22 protein-coding genes are annotated in these 24,036 nt (G+C 69.6%); 9 read left to right on the forward strand and 13 right to left on the reverse strand.

Going from position 1 to position 24,036, the window contains the following annotated elements:
• Positions 1 to 5: 5 nt before the first annotated feature.
• Both scpA and ASG12_RS09365 read right to left on the reverse strand, forming a co-directional pair.
• Positions 6 to 2,327: a methylmalonyl-CoA mutase gene (gene scpA, locus ASG12_RS09360; protein ID WP_055788506.1), complete on the reverse strand. Its 2,322-nt coding sequence runs from the start codon at positions 2,325 to 2,327 to the stop codon at positions 6 to 8.
• Positions 2,324 to 4,222, reverse strand: coding sequence for a methylmalonyl-CoA mutase family protein (locus ASG12_RS09365; RefSeq protein WP_055788509.1), 1,899 nt, complete (start codon positions 4,220 to 4,222; stop codon positions 2,324 to 2,326). The genes scpA and ASG12_RS09365 overlap by 4 nt, the downstream gene beginning before the upstream one ends.
• 211 nt (positions 4,223 to 4,433) lie before the next feature.
• On the opposite strand from ASG12_RS09365, the gene ASG12_RS09370 reads away from it, so the two are divergent.
• Genes ASG12_RS09370 through ASG12_RS09385 form a run of 4 tightly spaced genes read left to right on the forward strand, consistent with a single transcriptional unit; the run spans position 4,434 to position 7,007 of the window.
• A complete protein-coding gene (locus tag ASG12_RS09370; RefSeq protein ID WP_055788512.1) occupies positions 4,434 to 5,156 on the forward strand; it encodes a TVP38/TMEM64 family protein in 723 nt (240 codons plus the stop codon).
• A gap of 46 nt (positions 5,157 to 5,202) precedes the next feature.
• Positions 5,203 to 5,802, forward strand: a complete 600-nt coding sequence (locus ASG12_RS09375; protein WP_055788515.1) for a hypothetical protein — start codon at positions 5,203 to 5,205, stop codon at positions 5,800 to 5,802.
• A complete protein-coding gene (locus tag ASG12_RS09380) occupies positions 5,799 to 6,380 on the forward strand; it encodes a hypothetical protein (RefSeq protein ID WP_055788518.1) in 582 nt (193 codons plus the stop codon). Before ASG12_RS09375 ends, ASG12_RS09380 begins: the two co-directional genes overlap by 4 nt.
• Positions 6,381 to 6,431: 51 nt before the next feature.
• Positions 6,432 to 7,007: a chorismate mutase gene (locus tag ASG12_RS09385; protein WP_055788521.1), complete on the forward strand. Its 576-nt coding sequence runs from the start codon at positions 6,432 to 6,434 to the stop codon at positions 7,005 to 7,007.
• Here the strand turns inward: ASG12_RS09385 and ASG12_RS09390 are convergent.
• The 3 genes from ASG12_RS09390 to ASG12_RS09400 all read right to left on the reverse strand — a co-directional run bounded on the left by ASG12_RS09390 (position 7,002) and on the right by ASG12_RS09400 (position 9,548).
• A complete protein-coding gene (locus ASG12_RS09390) occupies positions 7,002 to 8,204 on the reverse strand; it encodes an SPFH domain-containing protein (RefSeq protein ID WP_055788524.1) in 1,203 nt (400 codons plus the stop codon). The two genes, ASG12_RS09385 and ASG12_RS09390, sit on opposite strands and share 6 nt — an antisense overlap.
• A gap of 7 nt (positions 8,205 to 8,211) precedes the next feature.
• Positions 8,212 to 8,637, reverse strand: a complete 426-nt coding sequence (locus ASG12_RS09395; RefSeq protein ID WP_045822723.1) for an NfeD family protein — start codon at positions 8,635 to 8,637, stop codon at positions 8,212 to 8,214.
• A 74-nt stretch (positions 8,638 to 8,711) separates the two neighbouring features.
• On the reverse strand, positions 8,712 to 9,548 hold the full coding sequence (locus tag ASG12_RS09400; RefSeq protein WP_055788528.1) for a DUF3097 domain-containing protein: 837 nt from the start codon (positions 9,546 to 9,548) through the stop codon (positions 8,712 to 8,714).
• A gap of 115 nt (positions 9,549 to 9,663) precedes the next feature.
• Between ASG12_RS09400 and ASG12_RS09405 the strand changes: the two genes are divergently transcribed.
• Complete coding sequence (locus ASG12_RS09405; protein ID WP_052688846.1) at positions 9,664 to 10,488, forward strand: hypothetical protein; 825 nt, start codon at positions 9,664 to 9,666, stop codon at positions 10,486 to 10,488.
• Positions 10,489 to 10,513: 25 nt separating this feature from the next.
• On the opposite strand, the gene ASG12_RS09410 is transcribed toward ASG12_RS09405, so the two are convergent.
• The 8 genes from ASG12_RS09410 to ASG12_RS09445 all read right to left on the reverse strand — a co-directional run bounded on the left by ASG12_RS09410 (position 10,514) and on the right by ASG12_RS09445 (position 19,143).
• Positions 10,514 to 11,593, reverse strand: a complete 1,080-nt coding sequence (locus ASG12_RS09410) for a ferrochelatase (RefSeq protein ID WP_055788531.1) — start codon at positions 11,591 to 11,593, stop codon at positions 10,514 to 10,516.
• On the reverse strand, positions 11,590 to 12,426 hold the full coding sequence (gene inhA / locus ASG12_RS09415; protein ID WP_055788534.1) for an NADH-dependent enoyl-ACP reductase InhA: 837 nt from the start codon (positions 12,424 to 12,426) through the stop codon (positions 11,590 to 11,592). The genes ASG12_RS09410 and inhA overlap by 4 nt, the downstream gene beginning before the upstream one ends.
• Before the next feature lie 61 nt (positions 12,427 to 12,487).
• Positions 12,488 to 13,279, reverse strand: coding sequence for a 3-oxoacyl-ACP reductase FabG1 (fabG1, locus tag ASG12_RS09420; protein WP_082501827.1), 792 nt, complete (start codon positions 13,277 to 13,279; stop codon positions 12,488 to 12,490).
• A 58-nt stretch (positions 13,280 to 13,337) separates the two neighbouring features.
• Complete coding sequence (locus ASG12_RS09425; RefSeq protein ID WP_055788537.1) at positions 13,338 to 14,312, reverse strand: VWA domain-containing protein; 975 nt, start codon at positions 14,310 to 14,312, stop codon at positions 13,338 to 13,340.
• Position 14,313: 1 nt separating this feature from the next.
• Positions 14,314 to 15,255, reverse strand: a complete 942-nt coding sequence (locus tag ASG12_RS09430; RefSeq protein WP_055788540.1) for a DUF58 domain-containing protein — start codon at positions 15,253 to 15,255, stop codon at positions 14,314 to 14,316.
• A complete protein-coding gene (locus ASG12_RS09435; RefSeq protein ID WP_156378045.1) occupies positions 15,242 to 16,468 on the reverse strand; it encodes an AAA family ATPase in 1,227 nt (408 codons plus the stop codon). Before ASG12_RS09435 ends, ASG12_RS09430 begins: the two co-directional genes overlap by 14 nt.
• Before the next feature lie 99 nt (positions 16,469 to 16,567).
• Entirely contained in the window at positions 16,568 to 18,034 is a 1,467-nt protein-coding gene (locus ASG12_RS09440; protein WP_235456465.1) for an NlpC/P60 family protein, read from the reverse strand.
• 488 nt (positions 18,035 to 18,522) lie between these two features.
• Positions 18,523 to 19,143, reverse strand: a complete 621-nt coding sequence (locus ASG12_RS09445; RefSeq protein ID WP_055788546.1) for an Rv1476 family membrane protein — start codon at positions 19,141 to 19,143, stop codon at positions 18,523 to 18,525.
• Positions 19,144 to 19,442: 299 nt separating this feature from the next.
• On the opposite strand from ASG12_RS09445, the gene ASG12_RS09450 reads away from it, so the two are divergent.
• The 4 genes from ASG12_RS09450 (at position 19,443) to ASG12_RS09465 (ending at position 23,989) form a co-directional block, all read left to right on the forward strand.
• Positions 19,443 to 22,262: an aconitate hydratase gene (locus ASG12_RS09450; protein ID WP_055788549.1), complete on the forward strand. Its 2,820-nt coding sequence runs from the start codon at positions 19,443 to 19,445 to the stop codon at positions 22,260 to 22,262.
• A 130-nt stretch (positions 22,263 to 22,392) separates the two neighbouring features.
• Positions 22,393 to 22,965, forward strand: coding sequence for a TetR/AcrR family transcriptional regulator (locus ASG12_RS09455; RefSeq protein WP_055788552.1), 573 nt, complete (start codon positions 22,393 to 22,395; stop codon positions 22,963 to 22,965).
• Positions 22,966 to 22,969: 4 nt separating this feature from the next.
• Entirely contained in the window at positions 22,970 to 23,704 is a 735-nt protein-coding gene (locus ASG12_RS09460) for an aminoglycoside 3'-phosphotransferase (protein ID WP_055788555.1), read from the forward strand.
• Between the two features lie 75 nt (positions 23,705 to 23,779).
• A complete protein-coding gene (locus ASG12_RS09465) occupies positions 23,780 to 23,989 on the forward strand; it encodes a hypothetical protein (RefSeq protein WP_055788558.1) in 210 nt (69 codons plus the stop codon).
• The last annotated feature ends 47 nt before the right edge of the window (positions 23,990 to 24,036 follow it).

The following is a 24,036-nucleotide window of genomic DNA, read 5'->3' on the forward strand; positions in this document are numbered from 1 at the left end:
GTCGGTCATCCGGCCGCCGCCGCACCCGGCAGGTCGAGACCGAGCTGTGCGGCGAGCTTGGTGACCAGTTCGACTGCGCTGTCGGCGATCACGGTGCCGGGCGGGAAGATCGCCGTCGCGCCGGCCGCGTACAACGCGTCGAAGTCGCCGGGCGGGATGACACCGCCGACGACGATCATGATGTCCTCGCGACCGACCGCGGCGAGCGCGGACCGCAGCGCCGGGACGAGTGTCAGGTGTCCCGCGGCGAGCGAGCTGACGCCGACGACGTGGACGTCGTTGTCGGCGGCCTGGCGGGCCACCTCGTCCGGCGTCTGGAACAGCGGGCCCACGTCGACGTCGAATCCGAGGTCGGCGAAGGCGGTGGCGATCACCTTCTGGCCGCGGTCGTGGCCGTCCTGGCCCATCTTCGCGATCAGGACACGGGGGCGTCGGCCCTCGGCCTCGGCGAACTCGCCCACGATGGCGATCGCGGCATCGATGTTGCTCACCTGCCCGGCCTCATGTCGGTACACCCCGCTGATGGTCTTGATCTCCGCCTGATGCCGACCGTAGACCTTCTCCAACGCCTCGGAGATCTCGCCCACCGTCGCCATGTGGCGCGCCGCCTCGATGGCCAGCGCCATCAGGTTGTTCTCGGCGCCTCCGCCGGTGTCGGGCCCACCCTCGGTCGACGTGCCCGTCGCCTCGGCGGCGCGGGTCAGGTTCGCCAGGGCCGCGGTGACGGCGTCGGAGTCGCGCGACGCCCGCAGCGACGCCAGTTTCTCGAGTTGCTCGGCGCGGACGCGGCTGTTCTCGACCTTGAGGACCTCGACCTCCTGATCGGAGTCGACGGCGTACTTGTTGATGCCGATCACCGGCTGACGGCCCGAGTCGATCCGCGCCTGGGTGCGGGCGGCCGCCTCCTCGATCCGCAGCTTCGGGATGCCCTCGTCGATGGCCTGGGCCATGCCGCCGGCCTCCTCGACCTCGGCGATGTGCGCGCGGGCCCGCTCGGCGAGTCGGTGGGTGAGCCATTCGAGGTAGTACGAGCCACCCCACGGGTCGATGGGACGGGTGGTGCCGGATTCCTGCTGCAGCAACAGTTGGGTGTTGCGCGCGATGCGTGCGGAGAAGTCGGTCGGGAGCGCCAGCGCCTCGTCGAGTGCGTTGGTGTGCAGCGACTGGGTGTGGCCCTGCGTGGCCGCCATCGCCTCGATACACGTCCGCGCGACGTTGTTGAACGGGTCCTGCGCGGTGAGCGACCACCCCGAGGTCTGCGAATGTGTGCGCAGTGACCGCGATTTCGGGTTCTTCGGCTCGAACTGGGCGACCAGTTCACTCCAGATGAGGCGGGCGGCACGGAGTTTGGCGACCTCCATGAAGAAGTTCATGCCGATGCCCCAGAAGAACGACAGACGTGGGGCGAAGGTGTCGATGTCCATGCCCGCGGCGAGTCCGGCCCGGATGTACTCCACCCCGTCGGCGAGAGTGTAGGCGAGCTCGAGATCGGCTGTGGCCCCGGCCTCCTGGATGTGGTAACCCGAGATGGAGATCGAGTTGTACTTCGGCATCCGCTCGCTGGTGTAGGCGAAGATGTCGGAGATGATCCGCATGGAGGGCTTCGGCGGATAGATGTAGGTGTTGCGGACCATGAACTCTTTGAGGATGTCGTTCTGGATGGTCCCGGCCAGCTTCTCCGGTGCCACCCCCTGCTCCTGGGCCGCGGCGACGTAGAGCGCGAGGATCGGCAGCACGGCGCCGTTCATCGTCATCGACACCGACACCGAGCCGAGGTCGATCCCGTCGAACAGTTCACGCATGTCGAGGATCGAGTCGATCGCGACCCCGGCCATGCCGACGTCGCCCTCCACACGGGGGTGGTCGGAGTCGTAGCCGCGGTGGGTGGCGAGATCGAACGCGACCGACAGACCCTTCTGGCCGGCGGCGAGGTTGCGTCGGTAGAACGCGTTGGACTCCGCAGCGGTGGAGAACCCGGCGTACTGGCGGATCGTCCACGGCTGGTTGACGTACATCGTCGGGTACGGCCCGCGCAGGAACGGTGCGGTGCCGGGGTAGGTGTCGATCGGGAAGCCCTCGGCGACGGCCTCGTCGCGATCGGTGCGTCCGTACACCGGGCGCACGTCGATGCCCTCGGGGGTCGCCCACGTCACCTGCTCGACGGTGTATCCGTTGGCCGCGGCGCCGGATTCGGCGAGTGCGTCGAGATCGTCACGCCCGACCTCGGCGGCATCGGACGCGGTGGTGTCGGGGTCGACGAGGGGGATCTCGGCGAAGCTGCCGACGCCGGGTCGGGTCTGCTGTGCTGTCTCGGGTGAGGTGGTCATGCGGGGGCTCCCTGCGATGTGAGCATGTCGAGCAGGTCGGTGAGGACGGCCACCGCGTCGACCCCGAGGGTCAGGTGGCCGTCGGGACCGAGCGACTCGTCGTCGGCGGCCGCGGTGCCTGCGAGGGCTTGTCGGGGCCCGGCCAGCAGGACCCGGGTCACCCCGGCCGACCGCAGTGTGGCGATCGCGTCGAGTGCCACGGTGGCGTAGCGCTTGTCGGTGCCGCAGATGATGGCGACCGTCGCACCGGCTGACCGTGCCGCGTCGGCGAGATCGTCGGTGGGTCCGGGGTCCACGGCCGCGATCCCGCCCGCGGCCATGAGGTTGGTGGCGAACGTGGTGCGCGCGTTGTACTCCGCCACGGTGCCCAGCGGTGCGAGGAACACCGACGGGCGCTCGCCGGTGGCGGCGAGATGGGCGTCGGACCGGTCGCGCAACTGCTCGAAGGCCTCGCCGTAGCGGGCCGCGGTGGGGGCGACGCGGTCGGCCGGGAGCGGCTTCTCGGCGAGGTTCGGGAACTCGGTCACGCCGGTCACGGCGAAGCGGCGGTGGGCGATGTCGTCGTCGCGTCGTGCGCGGGTCGCGGCGATCTCCTCGGCCAGCGATCCGGAGTCGAGCGCCGTGGTGTACCCACCGGCCGCGTCGATCCGCTGCAGCACTTCCCAGGCCGCCTGCGCCATCCGATCGGTGAGGTCCTCGACGAACCACGATCCGGCTGCGGGGTCGAGGACCCGCCCGAGGTGCGATTCCTCGAGCAGCAGCAGTTGGGTGTTGCGGGCCATGCGTTCGGCGAAGGTGCGTGAGACCCCGAGGGCGTCGGGTGGCAGGGCGGCGTCGAACGGCAGCACCGTCACCTGGTCGGCACCCCCGACACCGGCTCCGAACGCCCCGAGCGTGGTGCGCAGCAGGTTCACCCACGGGTCGCGCTGGGTCATCATCGCCGACGATGTGACGCCGTGCTGGGGGGCGCCGCCGTGCTCGGGGGCCCCGACGACCTGCGCCACGCGTGCCCACACCCGGCGGGCCGCACGGAACTTGGCGATCGTCTCGAACTGGGCGTCGGTGGCGGCGATGCGGAAGGAGATCTGGTCGAGGGCGTCGGCGACCGTCATACCGCTCTCGGTGGCCACCCGTAGGTACTCGATCCCGGCCGCCACCGCCGCACCGATCTCCTGTGCCTCCGATGCGCCGGCGTCGTGGAACACCGTGCCGTCGACACAGATGGTCCGGATCGGTTCGGTGCGCGCAGCCGCGGCGGCCGCCAGAGACAGGGTGTCGGGGACCGACGCGGCGTCGGTCCCGGCGAACCGCGCGGTCAGCGGGTCGGCCCCGAGACAGATGTGGGTGGTCGTCGGGTCGGCAGCGTCGGGTCGGGCGTCGAGCAGGGCGAACAGCGCCGAACCGACCGCCGCGGTGTGCGCGCCGGCGCGCACGGTCAGCGGCGCGAGGTCGAGGAGCACCCCGTCGAGGGCGCGGGTGATGTCGGCGGCGGGGTCGTCGGTGCTCGGGCTCCACCACAGCGCGCTGACCCCGGTGGTCAGTCCGTCGAGGATGGCCGTGTTGACCTCGGCGGGGTCGGTTCCCTCGCCTCCGTAGACGGCGGTGACGTGCCAGCCGCGAGTGACGTCACGGGCGGCGTCGCGGCCGCGGACGAAGGGGAACCTTCCGGGCAGGGTGGGCTCGGGTGTCTCGGTGGCGGGATCGTAGAGCGGGTCGACGAGTATGTCGTCGTAGGTGGTGGTGGCGAGCAGTGCCGACGCCGGCTGGGTGATCTCCGACGGATCGACGCGACGTGCTTTCGCCAGCACCCCCGCGACGGCCTGCTCCCAGGCGGCACGGGCGTCGTCCGGGGTGTCGGCGCTCGACGACGCCTGATCTCCTGAGCTCTGAACCACGTGTGGAACTCCTCGTCCCCGGTCGATCCCCGGTGGGTGTGATCGTAGCGGCGGTCGGTCACCGTGCGGAGGCGTCGGCCGCAGTCGACGCCTCCGCACGGTGAGGTGGGCCTCATGTGTATTTACCGCATCCGTCGGTGAGACCGCGGTCACACCCGTGTGAACGCTCGGTCGGGTGGTCGCGGTGAGGTGACGGGTACGGTGAAACACCGTGGTCGGAGCTCTTCGTCGATGGTGGCGACTCGGTGCGATAGGTGTGGTCTTCGTCGCTGCCGCGATCACCGCGACCTTCGTCGGTCTGCCCGATGTCGACCAGTTCCGGCAGTGGTCGTCGTCCATCGGACCTGGGTTCGTGATCCTCTTCCTCGTCGTCCATGCGGTCGTCTGCGTGGCGCCGATCCCGCGGACGATCTTCACCCTGGCCTCCGGCGTCCTGTTCGGCCCCGTGCTCGGTCTCGCGGTCGCCGTCGTCGCCAGCACGGCGAGTGCGACCGGGGCATTCCTGCTGGTTCGGGCGCTGGGCCGCGAGACGGTCGCAGCGCGGCTCACCCACCCGGCCGTGACCGCGGTCAACACGCGCCTCGAACGCCGCGGATGGTTGGCCGTCGGGTCGTTGCGGATGATCGCCCCTGTGCCGTTCTCGATCATCAACTACTGCGCGGGGTTGTCGGCGGTACGGCTGCTCCCCTTCGTGGCCGCGACGGTGGTCGGCATCCTGCCCGGCACGGTGTCGATCGTGATCCTCGGCAGCGTGATCGGTGGCGGCGCGAATCCATGGGGACTGGTGGTGTCGGTGGCCGGTGTCTGCCTGGGACTGGTGGGTATGGCTCTCGACGCGCGTCTTCCGGTCGCGCCACCGGTCAAGCCGGAGGACTTGCCTGAGGATAATCAAGCCTCAGGCCTGGACGCTGACGCTGCGACACCGCGACTGTAAAGCTTCACGGCTTGACATGGCTTGGTCAATTACGCAGACTTGACCCATGTTCGTGATGACCGTCGATCAGCGACGTAGCCGCCGCGAACGCGACCGCGTGCCCGATCTGCTGGCACGGTTCGCCGACACACCCGTCGTCCGGTCCTTCGATCGCACCGCCGGGGACGAGGTCCAGGCCGTGGTGGCCGAGGCGTCCACGGTCGTCGACATCACCCTCGTCCTTGCCGAACTCGGCACCTGGAGCATCGGCATAGGCGCCGGTGCCGTCGAGGAACCGCTGCCCGCCGTCACCCGCGCCGGTCGGGGGCCGGCCTTCGAGGCGGCGCGCGAGGCGGTGACCCTCGCCAAGCACGCACCGGGGTCGGTGTGTGTGCGCGGACCCGACACCGACACCGCCGCCGACGCGGCAGCCGTGCTCAGCCTTCTCGCCGTCCTCGTCGCCCGTCGATCGCCCGAGGGCCGTGCGGCGGTCGAACAGATGCGGGCCGGTCGATCGCAGAGCGATGCCGCCGAGGCACTCGCCGTCACCAAACAGGCGGTCTCACAACGACTCGCGGTCGCCGGATGGCAGGCCGAGGCGGCCGGCCGGCGCACGGCGATCCGCCTCGTCGAGCGCGTCGATCCCGGGCAGCGGGGCGCGTCGTGATCGGCCTCGTCATCGCGGCCCTCGTGGTCTCGGCCCTCGCCCCTGTCCCCCAGCTCCTCGGTCTCCGATCCCCCACCGCGCGCCGCCTCGCCGCCGGCCTCGGCGTCATCGGGCTGATCGCCGCAGCGATCGCGGCCGCACAGACCGACCCGGCCACCGGGTTCGCGCGCGGACTGGTCCTCGTCCTGGGCGTGACGACGGCGGCGACCGGCGCCATCGCCCTCGTGCCCCTGCTGTTCGACATCGTGCGGGACGAGGACGACCGACAGCCAGAGCCAGATCCCGACAACCCAGACCCCGACAGCTCCGAGCCCGACGACAGCGTCCCCGCGTCGACGACCGTCACGACCCCGCTGCGCGGTGGGCGCCTCATCGGGGTTCTCGAACGCACGGCCGTCGCCGCTGCGGTCCTCGCCGGGTGGCCCGAGGGGATCGCCGTGGTACTGGCGGTCAAGGGACTCGCGCGCTATCCGGAGATCCGCGCCGCGCACGCCGGTGAGCAGTTCATCATCGGCACCTTCGGATCGGTCCTGTGGGCGCTGGCCGTCGCGGGCACCGCGCACCTCGCCCTCCACTGACCTCCGTCGTGGCCGGTCGGCGTCGAGATCCGCCGGATTACTCTGCCCACCATGACCTCTCGCACACAGCTGGCCGTGACACTCGTCGCGACCACCCTCGCGGTCTCGGTTCCCGCCGCCACCGCGTCAGCCGCCCCGATCAGATCCACACAGACGACATCCGGCGCGGGCGCGATCGTGGCGCCCGTCGTCGACCGCCTGCTGCTCGCCGATGCGGTGGCGCGGTCGAAATGGGTGACTCACGGCGCGATCGACGACCCGGCGCGTGAACGGGCCGTCATCGACGCAGCGGTGGCGGGCGCGACGCCGGCAACGGCAGATCGGGTGCGCATGGTGGTCCGCGATCAGATCGAGTCGAGCAAGACGGTGCAACGGGGCCTGTTCGCCGGGTGGCGTGTGGCCCCGTGGACCGCGCCGCATGCCGACACGGACCTGTCGGCCACCCGCCGACGGATCAGTGCCCTCACGCGCGACATCGTCGCCCGCGTCACCGACCGCGACCCCCGGGACCCGGTATGCCCGGCCGACGTGGCGTCGGCGACGGTGCGCACCGTCACCGACCGCGGCCTGACGCCGCTGCAGACCGTGGCGCTGGTGCAGGCCGAACGGTCGCTGTGCGCGCTATGACCCGGTGCCGGGACCGATCTCGTCCTGACCGGCATCGGGGTACCCACGATCGCGGCCGCCGAGCACGGTCTCCGGTGCGCTCGACTGCGAGCGCGACGTGAGCGGTTCGGCGACGGGCTTGCGGGCCACCGCCTCGGCCTCGGCGACCGCCTGCGCCACCTTCGGGTCCGACGCGAGGTCGAACCAGTCCTCGACGTCGGAGTCGTCGACCACCGGCGCCTCGTCGGTGTCCGACGACTCGTAGCGGAACACGCCGTCGTCGCCCTGCGCGCCGAACGACTTGGCGAAACCCTGGAGCGCGGAACCGAAGTCCGACGGCACGACCCACACCGAATTGCCCTCGCCCGCAGCCATCTCCGGCAATTTCTGCAGGTACTGGTAGGCGAGCAGTTCCGGGGTCGGCTTGCCCGCCTTGATCGCGGCGAACACCTTCTCGATCGACTTCGCCTCGCCCTGGGCGTACAGGTACTGGGCGGCGCGCTCGCCCTGAGCGCTGAGGATCCGGGATTGCCGGTCGGCCTCGGCGGCGAGGATGGCGGCCTGCTTGGCGCCCTCGGCCGAGAGGATCTGGCTCTGCTTGTTGCCCTCCGCGGTCTTGATCGAGGACTCCCGTTGGCCCTCCGCGGTGAGGATCATCGCGCGCTTCTCACGGTCGGCCTTCATCTGCTTCTCCATCGACTCCTGGATCGACGGCGGCGGCATGATGCTCTTGAGCTCCACGCGGGCGACCCGCAGGCCCCAGCGTCCGGTGGCCTCGTCGAGCACGCCGCGCAGCTGCGCGTTGATCGAATCGCGTGAGGTCAGTGTCTCCTCGAGCGTCATGCCACCGACGACGTTGCGCAGGGTCGTGGTCGCGAGCTGCTCGACGCCGATGATGTAGTTGTTGATCTCGTAGACCGCCGACTGGGGAACGGTCACCTGGAAGTAGACGACCGTGTCGATCGACAGGGTCAGGTTGTCCTCGGTGATCACCGGCTGCGGCGGGAACGACACCACCTGCTCACGCAGATCCACCCGCGCCCGGATCCGGTCGACGAACGGCACCAGCAGCGTGAGCTGACCCGACACCGTCTTGGTGTACCGACCGAGTCGTTCGATCACCGCCGCCTCGGCCTGCGGGATGAGGGCAACCGACCGGAAGAGGATGACGAATGCCAGCAGAACCAGCACCACCACGACCACGAGTCCGACAACCATTGCGCACCTAGCCTTTCCAGACGACCGCGGTCGCCCCGTCGATCTGCATGACCATGACGTCCTGGCCGGATTCGAACACGTCTGATTCGTGGAGCGCACGCGCCGACCACACCGAACCGTCGAGCTTCACCTGACCGCCGTGCCCGTCGACGGTGGCGACCACCGTCGCCGTCTTCCCCTGCAACGCCTCGGCGTTGGTGGCCAACATCGGTCGCCGCATCAGGTGCCGTTTCGCCACAGGGCGCACCGCGCCGAGCAACAGGACCGACACCCCTGCGAAGACGATCCCGTCGACCACCAGCGGCAGGTCGAACAGCGCCACACCCGATGCCGCGAGGGCACCGCCGGCGAGCATCAAGAGCACCAGCTCACCGCTCAGCGCTTCGGCACCGACCAGGATCAGTGCCGCGGCCAACCACAGGAGCGCGGACATGACCCCATACTGCCAGAACGCTCGTACGAGCCGCCGGATCGCAGATCCGCCCCCCTGCCCGCCGGAGGTGCGATCTACTCGGGGATCGCGGTGACGAAGTCGATGAGTTCCTCGACGCTGCGCAGCAACTCCACCCGGACGTCGCGGAAGTCACGGACCGCGGCGTAGACCCGACGCCACCCGTCCTGCGGTGTCCCCCAACCCAGTCGGGCGCAGACACCGGCTTTCCACTCCTCCGACCGGGGCACCGACGGCCACGACTCGATGCGCAGGCGTTCGGGTTTGACCGCCTCCCACACGTCGATGAACGGGTGACCGCACACCAGGACGTGCGGTCCGACGCTCCGGGTGAGTCGGCTCTCCTTGGAGTGCGCGACGAGGTGGTCGACGAGCACCCCGGCGCGGCGGTGCGGTGCCGGGCCGAACTCGGCGAGGACGTCGTCGAGGTTGTCGAGGCCGTCGAGGCTGACCACGACGATCCCCTCGGCGCGCAGGTCGTCGCCCCAGATCCGTTCGACGAGCGCCGCGTCGTGCACACCTTCGACGAACAGGCGGCTCGCCCGGGCGGTGCGGGCCCGCTGTGTGGGGGCGGCGACCGACCCCGACGCGGTCCGCGCCCGGGTGGTCGGCGCCGCGACCGTCGGGCGGGTGAGCGTGACCGGGGCGCCGTCGATGAGGAAGGCCGCGGGCCACATGCCGAACAGGCGGGTCCGCCCACCGCGGTCCTCGAGGCGCACGTGGTCGACGTCGTTGCCGCGTTCGATCCCGACGATGGCCCCGCAGAAGCCGGTCGCCGCGTCCTCCACGACGAGATCCCTCTCGGCGGCCACGGTGGGAATCGCCGGCCGGCGATTGCGTCCCCCGGCGAGGACGTCGGACCCGTAGCGGTCCCCGGAAGCGTTGCTGTGCACTCGTCGACGCTAGATTTCCCGCCCCCGGAATGGGTCGTGCCACGCCGGGAGCGGGCCGTATCCGGGCGCGGCTTCGGCGCGACCGGTGTCGCCGCCGAGCGCTATCGTGGCGGGGATGACCGACACCACCCACGATCCCCGGGTCGGCAGCCTGCGGGCGCTGACCGGCCTCGCCACGTCCGGCGCCCTGTGGCGCCGCGGCCGCCGCTCCCCCGACGACATCGTCGACACCCTGGCCGACGTCGCCCCCGGTCACCGGGTCGCCGCTGCCGATGCCGACGCGGCGGCCACCATCGGCGTGGGAGCGGCCGAGTCGGGCACCGGGGCCCTCCTGCGGGCGATCCGTACCGCCGATCGGATCCGCCTGCTCATGCCGGCGGCCGGCGACACGTGTGGGATCACCGCCCCCGATGCCCTGGCGGTGGCCCTCGAGGCGCGCGCGGTCCTGGTCCTGTGGACCGGTGTCGGCGACGAGGCCGTCGGCATCGTCGTGCGGGCGGTGGCGCCCGGGTCGCTCTCGTGGACCGCGCACCATCTCGGCGAGGTGCGCAGCGGCCCCGTGGAGAGTCTCGGAGACGTCGAATACGAGCTGCGGCAGGCGGTTCGCGACGCGGCGGAACTGTTCGCGACCCTCGACACCATCGACCCGGGGTCACGGTCGGCGAGCGATCTGCGGACCCGTCTGACGACGCTCGTCGATGTCGACCGGGTGGAACTGCCCCCGGAGGCGGGTGACCGCATCATGCGCGTGATGGACCAGGCGACCCAGGTCGCGGCCATCGTCACCCTCGTCGGCGAGCGAACGCCCGCGGTGGGCATGACCGCCGGCAGTCAGGAGAGCGTGGACGCCGCCCTCGAACGCCTGCGGTCGCTGACCCGGGTGGCCCGGATGACCGCGGTCAACACGATCATCGCGGAGCTGGAGCGCTCACCGCACTGACGTGTCGCCGACCACCCCGAGTACCTCAGCTCGGTCGTGACGGTCGCTGCGACGCACAGCATCCGACGGCACAGCGCGCCCCGTTGTCGGTGCACCCGAGTCCAGCGGCGTCGGTGGTCTGTCCCTCGAGCTGGTCGGAGATAAGCGTGACGATCATGTCGATGTAGCGGTCGTCGGTCCCGACGGTGCCCGCACGCGCGAGGGCGATCCCGACCTCGCCGGCCGTCTCGACCGCCTCGGTGTCGAGATCCCACACCACCTCGAGGTGGTCGGAGACGAAGCCGATCGGGCACACGATCGCGGCCGCGGCGCCGTCGGCCGCGATCGCCTCGAGGTGATCGCAGATGTCGGGTTCGAGCCACGGGATCTGCGGCGGACCCGAGCGGGACTGCCACACGACGTCGTGTGCGGCGAAACCGGCTGCGGCGGCGGCCTTCTCCGATGCGGCGGTGACCTGACGGCTGTAGAGGTGTCCACCGAGCTCCGGCGGACCGGCGGCGACATCGGCGGCCACCGGGATCGAGTGGGCGGTGAACACCAGGCGCGCATCGTCGCGGACCGCGGCGGGCAGTCGGGTGCGGGCGTCGGTGATGGCGTCGGCGAACGCGCTCGTCATCTCCGGTCGGTCCCAGTAGTGCGGGAGCTTGCGCAGCGTGATCGGGTCGTCGTCCAGCCCCGGTGTCGCGGCGGCCAGCGACTCGAGTGCCCGTGCGATGTCCTCGTGGTACTGAGCGCAGCCCGAGTACCCACCCCACGCCGACGTCGGGAACACCAGCACGTTCCGGTGGCCCGCGGCGTAGAGGTCGGCGACAGTGTCCTCCACCATCGGGTGCCAGTTGCGGTTGCCGAAGAACACCGGCAGATCGATCTGCGCCGCAACCAGCGCGGCCCGCAGACGGTCGATGATGTCGAGGTTGAGCGCGTTGATCGGTGACACGCCACCGAAGTGGAAGTAGTGCTCGGCCACCGCGTCGAGTCGCTCGGGCGGCACCCCGCGGCCCCGGGTGACGTTCTCCAGGAACGGTCGGACGTCATCGGGACCGTCGGGCCCGCCGAACGACAGCAGGAGGACGGCGTCGAACGGCGTGCCGGCTGCGGCGGTCATGAACCGGTGAAACCCTCGGGGAACCAGGTGTTGTGGCTCGCACCGCCGTCGACGTAGACGATCGACCCGGTGGTACCCGGCAACCAGTCCGAGAGAAGTGCACAGATCGACTTCGCGACCACCGTCGGGTCGTCGACGTTCCAGCCGATGGGCGACGCGCCGTCCCAGTACTCGTTGAGCATGTTGAGCTGCTTGGCGTCGTCGGTCGCGGTACCCGCGATCGCCTTGGCGGCCAGGGTCTTGATGGGTCCGGCGGCGACGAGGTTCGACCGGATGCGCTTGGCCTCGCCCACCTCTCGCGCCACGTACCGGTTGACCGCCTCGAGCGCGGCCTTCGCGACACCCATCCAGTTGTAATACGGCATGGCCGTACGGGGATCGAAGTCCATCCCGACGATCGACCCGCCCTCGTTCATCACCGGCAGGACCGCGCGTGCGAGCGACGCGTAGCTCCACGCCGAGATCTCGAAGGACTTCGCGGCATCGGGGCCGGGGGCGTCGAGGAACGGCACGGCGTCGGGACCCATGAGATTCTTGGGCGCCATGGCGATCGAGTGCAGGACACCGTCGACACCCTCGGGTGCGAGTTCGCGGACCTTGTCGGCGAGCTCGCCCAGGTTCTCCTCGTCGGTGACGTCGAGACCGATGGCCGGCGGCACCTCCTGCGGGAGCCGCTTGGCGATGCGGTCGATGAGGCGCAGGCGCTGGGGGATGCCGGTGATGATCACCTTCGCGCCCTGCCCCTGCGCCATGGCCGCGGCGTGGAAGGCGATCGACGAGTCGGTGATGATGCCGGTGATCAGGATGGTCTTGCCCTCGAGCAGTCCGCTCACGTGTGAACTCCTAGGTCGTCGGATGCGATGAAAAGTGTTTCGGTGGTGCTGATGTCGGCGTTCAGTGCCCCATGCCGAGGCCGCCGTCGACCGGGATGACGGCGCCGGAGACATACGAGGAGTCGTCGGAGGCGAGCCAGCTGACCACGGCCGCGACCTCGTCGGTACGGCCCATCCGCTGTGCCGGGATCAGCTTGAGGGCCTGATCCTGGTACTCCTGCGGCAGCTCGGCGGTCATGTCGGTGTCGATGAAGCCCGGCGCGACGACGTTGGCGGTGATCGACCGCGAACCGAGCTCGCGGGTGAGCGATCGCGCCATGCCGATGAGGCCTGCCTTCGACGACGCGTAGTTGATCTGTCCCGGCGTCCCCATGGTCGCGACCACCGAGCCGATGAAGATGAACCGTCCGAATCGCTTGCGCAGCATCGACCGACACGCCGCCTTCGCCACCCGGAACGAGCCGGTGAGGTTGGCGTCGATGACCTTCGAGAACTGCTCCTCGCTCATCCGCATCAGCAGGGTGTCGTCGGTGACGCCGGCGTTCGACACCAGCACCTCCACCGGTCCCTGGTGCTTCTCGACCTCGGCGAACGCCGCGGTGATCGAGTCGGCGTCGGTCACGTCGCACACGACGCCGAAGAGGCCGTCGGGCGCTCCCGAGCCGCGGTGGGTGACGGCGACCTTGTGGCCGTCGGCGGCCAGGCGCTGGGCGATCGCCAGTCCGATGCCCCGGTTCCCGCCGGTGACGAGGACCGAACGGGAGACCTTCTCCGGTCCGGCGGAGGGATTCCCCGTGGCGGTCGTCTCGGTCGAGGTCGTCGCAGTCTCTGTCGTGGTGGAGGTGTCTGCCATGACGGTCAACCTATCGGGCGGGCGCAGGCGACGGACAACCGGCGCGCGGACTCCGTGCTCACGGCAGGCGCCGGTTCATCGCGATCGCACCGATCGCGGCGATCAGCACGAGGATCGTGCCCGCGATGACCCACGGCCGCGAGTTGTCGCCGCGTCGGGTCTCGAAGCCGATCTGCTGCTGCAGGGTGTCGTAGACGCTGGTCAGCTCGTCGAGACTCGACGCGGTGAAGAACTCGCCGCCGGAGAGGTTCGCGATGCGGTTGAGCGAGTCGTCGTCGACGGGCACCGGGATGCGGTCGCCCTCGAGATCGACGGTGCCGGTCCGGGTTCCGAAGGAGATGGTGTTGACCGGGATCTTCTCCTCCTTGGCCTTGCGGGCCGCGGTGAAGGCCCCGCGCGGGTCGTCGGGGTCGTCGGGCACGGTCTCCTTGCCGTCGGACTCGAGGACGATCCTGGCCGGCGGTGCGCCGGTGTCGCCACCGAGGACGGCGTTGAGGGTCTTGATCTGCTGGATCGCGGCGAAGATGCCCTCGCCGGTCGCCGTCTTGTCGGCGAGCTGCAGCTTGTCGACCGCTTCCTTGGTGGCGTTGTGGTCCGGTGTCGGCGAGACCAGCGTGGCCGCGGTGCCCGCATAGGAGATGAGCCCGAGGTTGATGCCGTCGGTGAGGTCGTCGGCGAACTTCTTCGCCGCCTGCTGGGCGGCCTCGATGCGTGTCGGCGCGACGTCGGTGGCGTTCATCGACCGCGACACGTCGATCACGAGGATCACCGTCGCCTTGTTACGGGGGATCTTGCGGTCGGCCTGTGGCCCGGCGAGCGCGATGGTGAGCAGGAGCAGCCCGACGAGCAGCACCGCTATCGGTGCGTGCCGCAGGCGGTTGCGCTGCGGCGGCACCACCGAGTCGAGAAGGTCGAGGTTGGCGAAACGGATGGCGCGACTGTGTCGTCGTCGCTGCATGTAGACGTAGCCGCCGGCGAGTGCGACCACGACCAGCGCGAGCAGCAACCACCACGGGGTGGCGAGATCGACCATGTCAGCGCCCCGTCCCGGCGCCGAGGCCGCGGCGGCGTCGCACCACGAACCGGACCACGTCCGCGATCCAGTCGCGGTCGGTGCGCAGTGCGAGAGTCGGTGCGCCGCAGGTGCGCAACGTGCGATGGACCTCGTCGGAGTGGGCGCGCGCCGCGCGGGCGAAGTCCTCGCGGATCCTGTCGGTGACCGTCAGCTCACGCACCTGGCCGCTCTCGGCGTCCCGCAGCACGATCTCACCGACGTCGGGCAGTTCCATGTCACGCGGGTCGAGGACCTCCACGCCCAGCACCTCGTGGTGGCCGCCGACGGCGCGCAGCGGTCGGGACCAGTCGATCGGTCCGAGGAAGTCGCTGACGACGACGGCCAACCCACGACGCCTCTCGGGGCGGCGCAGGGCCTCGATCGCGGCGTCGAGATCACCGCGCACGCCGTCGGAGGCGCGGTGGGTCGTCGCGATGGTCTTGAGGAGGTTGAGCGCATGCGCTCTGCCGCCCCGTGCCGGGATGCGCACGATCTGATCGCCGGTGGCGACGATCGCGCCGATGCGGTTGCCGCCCCCCAGCGTGAGGTGGGTGATCGCCGAGCAGGCCGCGACGGCGAGATCGCGTTTGGTGCCGTTGACCGTGCCGAAATCGAGACTCGCCGACATGTCGACGACCAGCCAGGTCTCGAGTTCGCGGTCGGCGACCATCTGCCGGACGTGGGCGTGGGTGGTCCGCGCGGTGACCGACCAGTCCATCCGCCGGACGTCGTCGCCGGGCTGATACATCCGCGCCTCGCCGGGCTCGGACCCCGGGCCGGGGATCAACCCGAGATGATCGCCCTGCAGCACCCCGTCGAGCTTGCGTCGGACAGTGATCTCGAGGGTCTTCAGAGCCGCGGTCAGGGTCGGGTCGTCGAGAGTGCCCGCGCCGAACGACGGCAGACGGTCAGCGTCGGCCATCGGCGGCGTCGGTGCGACCGTGGGTCGGCGCCGGGTACCCACCGGTGGCCCGCGGATCCTGCTGACCGTACGGGGCCGGTCCGGGCGGGGCCTGATGCTGTACGGGGTTGCCGACGGCCTGCGCGGGCACCGGCTGACCCTGCTGACGCGGATTCATCTGTCCGGCAACCGGTCCGGGGCCGGCCGGCTGCGCCGACACCTGCGGCAGCCCGACGGTCTGCAGCACCCGGGCGATCACCTGATCTGCGTCGACTTCGTCGGCGAGGGCGTCGTAGCTCAGGACGAGTCGGTGGCGCAGGACGTCGGGGATGATCTCGACGACATCCTGCGGGATGACGTAGTCGCGGCCCCGCACCAGCGCCAGGGCGCGCGCGGCGGCGACGATGCCCAGCGTGGCGCGCGGCGAGGCGCCGTACGACAGCCAGTTCGCGACGTCGGTCAGTCCGACGGTCTCCGGGCGGCGGGTGGCGGTGATGACACGGACGACGTAGTCGACGAGGGCGTGGTGGACGAACACGTTGGCGGCGACGCGCTGCAGTCGCACGGTCGACTCGGGATCGAGGACGGGGTTCGCGCTCGGGGGCACGTTGCCCATCCGGTAGACGATCTCGCGCTCCTCCTCGACCGAGGGGTAGTCGACGAGGACCTTGAACAGGAACCGGTCGCGCTGCGCCTCGGGGAGCGGGTAGACGCCCTCGTTCTCGATCGGGTTCTGGGTCGCCATCACCAGGAACGGATCGGGCATGGGGTAGGTGACGCCGCCGATGGACAGGTGGCGCTCGGCCATGACCTCGAGCAGCGCCGACTGCACCTTCGCCGGGGCGCGGTTGATCTCGTCGGCGAGCAGGAAGTTCGCGACCACCGGGCCGAGTTCGGTGTCGAACTCCTCCTTGCCCTGCCGGTAGATGCGGGTACCGATGAGGTCGGTCGGCACGAGGTCCGGTGTGAACTGGACGCGGGAGAAGCTGCCGCCGATCACGCGGGCGAAGGTCTCGACGGCAAGGGTCTTGGCGACGCCGGGAACACCCTCGAGCAGGATGTGTCCCCGGGCGAGCAGGCCGACGAGGATCCGCTCGATGAGCTGATCCTGACCGACGATGACGCGCTTGACCTCGAACATCGTGCGCTCGAGCAGCTTCACGTCGGACTCGGTGAGGGCTGAGCCGCTCCCGTTCCCGCTCTGCCGATCACTGCCGTCGTGCGTTTGCGCCACGCGAGATCCTCCGATTGCCGCCGGTGCGTCGAGTCTGACCTCACCGAGAGTAGCCGTACCCGCGAGCGGGACCCGGCCACCACACGTGCGAGGGAGGTGCTATCCGGTGAGTCGGACCACCGACGGCATCGCCCCGCTGGTGCGCAGCGGCGAGATCTTGACGACGCTGCCCGACTGCGGCGCCTCCACCATCTGGTTGTTGCCGAGGTAGAGCGCGACGTGCTGGCTGGCGTTGGGGCCGTAGAAGATCATGTCGCCGCGCTGCATCTGCGAGAGCGGGAACTTCGGGCCCGACGTGTACTGGTAGCCGGTGTAGTGGGGCAGCGAGATCCCGATGCCGGCGAAGGCGTAGATCATGAGGCCCGAGCAGTCGAAACCGCTCTTGTTGTAGTCGCCGTAGCTGTCGGCGACACCGCCGTCACGGATGCCCTTGGTGGGTCCGTTCGCGTTGCCACCACCCCAGGCGTAGGTGACGCCGAGCTGTGACAGCGCACGGTTGACGACGATCTCGACGGCGGCCGGTCCGGTGACACCGGGGGTGATCGAGGTCGCCCCTCCGGTACCGGGCGAGGCCGTGGTGCCCTGATTCGTCCCGTCGAGGTCGGTGTGCGGGCGTTGGATCGATGCGACGACCGAGGCGAGGACCTGCTGCGCGGCGTCGACGGCGAGCTTCGCCGCCGCCTGTGCGGCCACCTGGAACGCCGACTGCGCGGCGGTGGCGATGGCGGCCTGCAATGGATCGGCCGCGGCCGGGACCCGTCCGGGCAGCGGAGCGGCGGCGTCCTGACGTCCGGGGACGACCGCTGCGACACCCTCGGGTGTCGGGGCGGCGGCTCCGGCCTGCGCCGGTGCTGCTCCGTTCTGGGCCGGTGCGGTGGCGGCACGTCCGCGCAGTGCGTCGAGCTGACGCTGCGCTTCGTCGCGGGCGGCGGCCAGCGAGGCCTTCTTCGCAGACTCGGACTTCACCGCGGCCATGGCCTGGGCGATCGCGCCGAGCGCGTCGTCCTTGCGTTGTGCGGCGGTCGATGTCGCGAGCGCCGCCTGGCGACGCGTCGCGGTGGCGGTGGCGACCCGGTTGGCCTTCTCGTTGCGGGCGACCTTCAGCTTCTCGATCGTCGCCTGCTGGTCGCGGGTGAGCTGATCGATCACCCCCGCACGGTCGAGGACAGCGCCGGGGTCGGCAGCCGACAGCACATTGGCGATCGACGCCTGGTTGCTGCCCTGGCGGTACAGGTCGCGGACGAAGTCGTCGAAACCCTTCTGCGCCTGCGCGATCGCGCCGTCGGCGCGGCTCAGCGCGTCCTTCGATCCCGTGACCGCGAGCGAGGCGAGCCGTTCCTGGTCGCGGGCGTTCTGCAGGTCGACCAGGGTGCGGTTGACCGACTCACGCTTCAGGGCCACCGAGCTGTCGAGATCGGCGAGGTGTTGATCGGTGTCGGCGATCTGGTTGATGAGCGCGGCGATGCCGGTGGGGCCGCGCGGCGCGTCGACCCCCGGAGCGGCGGTGGCCGCCCCGGATCCCAGCAAACCTATCGCCACGAGAACCGACAGGACGAGGGCCGACAACAGCCGGACCCCCGTTTCGGACAGACCGAACACGTGAGCGGCGGGACCCCGACGATCCCGAGCAGCGTGTGACGGGCGGCGCGGGCTCGACCACAGAACTCGTGATCGGCAGCCCGATGCGGAACGTCGCCTCACAGATGACTCCCTCGCAGAACTGACGTGCGGTCGCCGGCCGACGCCCCGGGAAGGCGCCGGACTCCAGTCGGAAAACACCGATCACGACCGCGAACTTGCGTCACGAAAGATGTCAACTTCCCCATCAACACCATCAATGACAGCTCGAACCGTACGCCACAATCGCCCCGAGTGAAACATGAGTCACAAATTACAAAGGGGTGATTACCTGCGGATATGCCGTGAACTGGTGCTCGTCACGAGAGCATCTCGGGAATCACACAGGTGTCATTTCGCAGGAAGCGACAGTGATCCGGCAGATGTCGCGATTCGATACGTGCGAACGGACGAATCAGGCGGAGGTCGACACCCGGTCAGGCGTCGGGCGTCGAGGTCCTGGCGTCGGTGGGGCCGCCGTCGGTCGACACGGTGGCCGGCGCCGATGCGGTCCCCGGGCCCGCCGAACGGCCGCGTCCGACGATCCGGGCGGCGACGGCACCGAGCGCAACGACCACCACGAGCAGCACGGTGACGACCGTCCACGGGACCTGAGTCTGATCGGTCATCCGGTCGAGTATCTGGTTGGCCCCCACGGTCGGGTTCGAGACGTTCAGATTGTCCTGGGCCTGCTCGAGTTGGACGCGGCTGAAGTCGTCGGACGCGGAACCGATGGTGTTGGGGCCGAAGACGATGACGGTGCCGCCGGTCTTCTCCTGCAGGGCCGTGGCGATGTCGCGGTAGTAGGTGAAGCGCGGCTGCGCCTCGGTGAGCACCACGAAGTACATGTCGTGGCCCTCCGACTGTGCCTTCGTCACGACCTGGCGCAGACCGGCGGTGTCCTCGGCCGGTGCGTCGACGTGGTCGTCGGCCAGGCCGCGCTCGATCGCACCCAGGTCGACGTCGTCGGGGACGATCGCGTGCAGCCCGGTCACCGTCTGCAGTGGACCTTCGTGGGCCGGACTCGTCTGGTGCCACGGGAGCGAGGTCGGGGCCATGGCGTGTCGTTCCCTTCAGAGCTGACCGGTCGAGCCCGGTGCAACAGGCTCACATCAACAGGCACAGTACGACACAATCAAGACGCGCTGGGTCACCCGCTCGGTGACACCCACACCCGCTGTTCACCCGAACGCGCCGAGTTTTCACCGGGATCGATTCAACCAGTACGCGCGTACTGCTAGACTGACGGCACGCATCGGGGTCCGTGTGACCGATGCCCCGCATACAGCGTCGGCCAGCCCGCCGGCGGCAAGTCGTCGGCCACGCCCAGCCGACCGAAGCGAGAGTGGAGTGTTCTGTGAGCTCGTCAATTGATTCATTCGGTGCCAAGGGAACGCTGGAGGTCGGTGAGAACTCCTACGAGATCTTCCGACTGAGCGCGGTCGACGGCGTCGACAAACTCCCCTACGCCCTCAAGGTCCTCGCCGAGAACCTGCTGCGTACCGAGGACGGCGCCAACATCACCAAGGACCACATCCAGGCGATCGCCGGATGGGACCCCTCCGCGGACCCGAGCGTCGAGATCCAGTTCACCCCTGCGCGCGTGATCATGCAGGACTTCACCGGAGTGCCCTGCATCGTCGACCTGGCCACCATGCGTGAGGCCGTGCAGGAGCTCGGCGGCGACCCGGACAAGGTCAACCCTCTCGCACCCGCCGAGATGGTCATCGACCACTCGGTCATCATCGAGGCCTTCGGCAACGCCCAGGCCTTCGAGCGCAACGTCGACATCGAGTACCAGCGCAACGAGGAGCGCTACCAGTTCCTCCGCTGGGGCCAGGGCGCGTTCGACGACTTCAAGGTCGTCCCCCCGGGCACCGGCATCGTGCACCAGGTCAACATCGAGCACCTCGCCCGCTCGATCATGGTCCGCAACGGGCAGGCCTACCCCGACACCTGCGTCGGCACCGACTCGCACACCACCATGGAGAACGGTCTGGGCGTCCTGGGCTGGGGCGTCGGCGGCATCGAGGCCGAGGCGGCCATGCTGGGCCAGCCCATCTCGATGCTCATCCCCCGCGTCGTCGGCTTCAAGCTCTCGGGCGAGACCAAGCCGGGCGTCACCGCGACCGACGTGGTGCTCACCATCACCGAGATGCTGCGCAAGCACGGCGTCGTCGGCAAGTTCGTCGAGTTCTACGGCAAGGGTGTCGCCGCGGTACCGCTGGCCAACCGCGCCACCATCGGCAACATGAGCCCCGAGTTCGGCTCCACCTGCGCGATGTTCCCGATCGACGAGGAGACGGTGAAGTACCTGCGTCTCACCGGTCGCAGCGAGGAGCAGCTCGCACTCGTCGAGGCCTACGCCAAGGAGCAGGGCATGTGGCACGACGGCGAGAAGGAGCCGGTGTACTCCGAGTACCTCGAGCTCGACCTCGCGAACGTCGTCCCGTCGATCGCCGGCCCGAAGCGTCCGCAGGACCGCATCGAGCTGTGGGACGCGAAGAACGCCTTCCGCAAGGACATCCACAACTACGTGGACGGTGAGAAGGAGCCGCAGAAGAACGGCGAGAAGGCGCGGATGTCGTCGGAGGGCGGTCCCGCATCGGGCGGTGGCGCCGAGGGCGGCACCGTGAAGCTGCAGTGGGCCGAGGACGATTCCATCCCCAGCGCGGCCAAGGGTGCCGAGGGTCGTCCGTCCTCGCCGGTCCTGGTCGAGTCCACCGAGCGCGGCAAGATGGTCCTCGACCACGGCATCGTGTCGATCGCGTCGATCACCAGCTGCACCAACACCTCCAACCCGTCGGTGATGCTCGGTGCCGCTCTTCTCGCCCGCAACGCGGTCGAGAAGGGTCTCACCAGCAAGCCGTGGGTGAAGACGTCGATGGCACCCGGTTCGCAGGTCGTCACCGGGTACTACGAGAAGGCCGGCCTGTGGCCGTACCTGGAGAAGCTCGGCTTCTTCCTCGTCGGCTACGGCTGCACCACGTGCATCGGCAACTCGGGCCCCCTGCCCGAGGAGATCTCGAAGGCGATCAACGAGAACGACCTCACCGCGACCGCGGTGCTGTCGGGCAACCGCAACTTCGAGGGCCGCATCAACCAGGACGTCAAGATGAACTACCTGGCGTCCCCGCCGCTGGTCATCGCCTACGCGATCGCCGGCACGATGGACTTCGACTTCGAGTCCGATCCGCTGGGTCAGGACACCGACGGCAACGACGTCTTCCTGAAGGACATCTGGCCCTCGGGTGAGGAGATCGAGAAGACCATCGCCGAGTCGATCTCGCCGGAGCAGTACGCGGCCGACTACGCCGACGTGTTCAAGGGCGACGAGCGGTGGCGCGGGCTGCCCACCCCGGACGGCAAGACGTTCGAGTGGGACGAGAAGTCCACCTACGTGCGCAAGCCCCCGTACTTCGACGGCATGCAGCGCGAGCCGGCTCCCGTCGCCGACATCAAGGGCGCACGCGTGCTCGCGAAGCTGGGCGACTCGGTCACCACCGACCACATCTCCCCCGCCTCGACGATCAAGCCGGGTACCCCCGCCGCGCAGTACCTCGACGCGAACGGTGTCGAGCGCAAGGACTACAACTCGCTGGGTGCCCGTCGCGGCAACCACGAGGTGATGATCCGCTCGACGTTCGGCAACATCCGGTTGCAGAACCAGCTGCTCGACGGTGTCTCGGGTGGATACACCCGTGACTTCACCCAGGACGACGCCCCGCAGTCGTTCATCTACGACGCCGCGCAGAACTACGCCGCGCAGGGCACCCCGCTCGTGGTGCTCGGTGGCAAGGAGTACGGCACCGGGTCGTCGCGTGACTGGGCGGCCAAGGGCACCAGCCTGCTGGGTGTGAAGGCGGTCATCACCGAGAGCTTCGAGCGCATCCACCGCTCGAACCTCATCGGCATGGGCGTCATCCCGCTGCAGTTCCCCGAGGGCGAGTCGCACGGGTCGCTGAAGCTCGACGGCACCGAGACCTTCGACATCACCGGTATCGAGGAGCTCAACAACGGTGGCGTCCCGTCGACGGTCAAGGTCGTCGCGACCAAGACCGACGGCTCGACCGTCGAGTTCGACGCGGTCGTGCGCATCGACACCCCCGGCGAGGCGGACTACTACCGCAACGGCGGCATCCTGCAGTACGTGCTCCGCAACATGATCAAGAACTGACCCGACCGGTTCTCGATGTACGTCCACGCCCGGTGGGTTCGGCACACGCCGGATCCACCGGGTGTGTCGTATCCGCCCGTTCCCGTCTCACCCGTACCTGTCCACCACCGTCGACACAGGGGGTCGTCTCGTGCCGAAGGTCAGTGAGGACCATCTGGCCGCCCGTCGTCGCGAGATCCTCGCCGGCGCGCGCAGGTGTTTCGCCGAGTACGGCTACGACGGTGCGACGGTGCGGAGGTTGGAGGAGGCGACCGAGCTCTCGCGCGGCGCGATCTTCCACCACTTCCGCGACAAAGAGGCGCTCTTCCTCGCGCTCGCCCACGAGGACGCCGAGCGGATGGCCGACGTGGCCGCCGATCAGGGTCTCGTGCAGGTGATGCGCGACATGCTCGACCACCCCGAGGAGTTCGACTGGCTCGGCACGCGCCTGGAGATCGCCCGCAAGCTGCGCACCGACCCGGCGTTCCGATCCGAATGGCTGGACCGGTCGGCCGATCTCGAGACCGCCACCCTCGCCCGCCTCGAACGCCAGCGCAGCGCGGGCCGATTGCGTGACGACGTGCCCACCGCGACGATCGTCGCCTACCTCGACCTGGTCCTCGACGGGATGATCACACGCCTGGCCTCGGGTCGCGACACCGACGACCTCCACGCCGTCCTCGACCTGGTCGAGGAATCGGTGCGGCGGGGTACCGCCGGCTGACGTCGTGACCGCCGCAGTACCGGATCACCCGGTCCCCGGGACGGTGGTGGCGATCGCGGACGGGGCCTCGATCACTCCGGTGTGGCACAACGGAATCGGTGGCACGACCTACGAACTCGCCGGCAACCCACCGCGTCGGTTCCTGAAGTGGCAGCCGTGGAACCGCGAGGTCTCGGTGGCAGACGAGGTCGCCAAGCTGGCGTGGGCGAGGGCATTCGTCGTCGTACCGCGCGTGCTCGACCACGGGTCGACGGCCGACGCCGAATGGATCGTCACCGAGGCGCTCGACGGGCGTAGCGCGGTCGCCCCTGAATGGATCGGCTCGCCCGAGGTGGCGGTATCCGCCGTGGGGCGTGGTCTGAGGCAGATGCACGACGCGCTACCGGTGGCGCAGTGCGGTTGGGCGTGGGGCGTGAAGGAACGACTCGAGCAGGCTCGCGCGCGCGGCCTCACGCTCCCTGAGGACCTCGACGATCCTCCGAGTGTCGACCGACTCGTCGTCTGCCATGGTGACGCGTGCGCTCCGAACTCCATTCTGGCGTCGGACGGGACGCCGGCCGGGCACGTCGACCTCGGGTCGCTCGGAACCGCCGATCGCTGGGCAGATCTCGCCGTCGCGGCCGCGAGCACGGAATGGAACTACGGGCCGGGGTGGCGTCATCGCCTCATCGAGGCATACGGACTCGAACCTGATGAGAGGCGGATCTCCTATTACGAACGCCTGTGGAACCACACGTGAGTTGCGCTGAAAGTGGGCCGGTTCTCCCCCGCCAATCCACGGCGCGCGGTGATGGCCTCGGCTAACGTCTCGGCCATGATGGCTCAGGAGTACCGGTTCGGCCCCGGCATCGCGATCGGCTACGGGGCGACGGCGCTCGCCGCTGTCCTCCTGTTCGTGGGGCTCATCACGGGGACGACCTGGCTGTGGGTGCTCGCCCTCGTCCTCTTCGTGCTGACCGGTCTGTGGTGGGGCGGTGTCCGACGGCAGTTCTTCCCGAACGAGGGACGGTCGCGGAACCGATGACCGCGCCGGTGCCCGAAACGTAAGTTCACTTACTTTGCCCCGGCGGG

It is taken from the genome of Williamsia sp. Leaf354, assembly GCF_001424365.1.
Lineage (GTDB): Bacteria > Actinomycetota > Actinomycetes > Mycobacteriales > Mycobacteriaceae > Williamsia_A.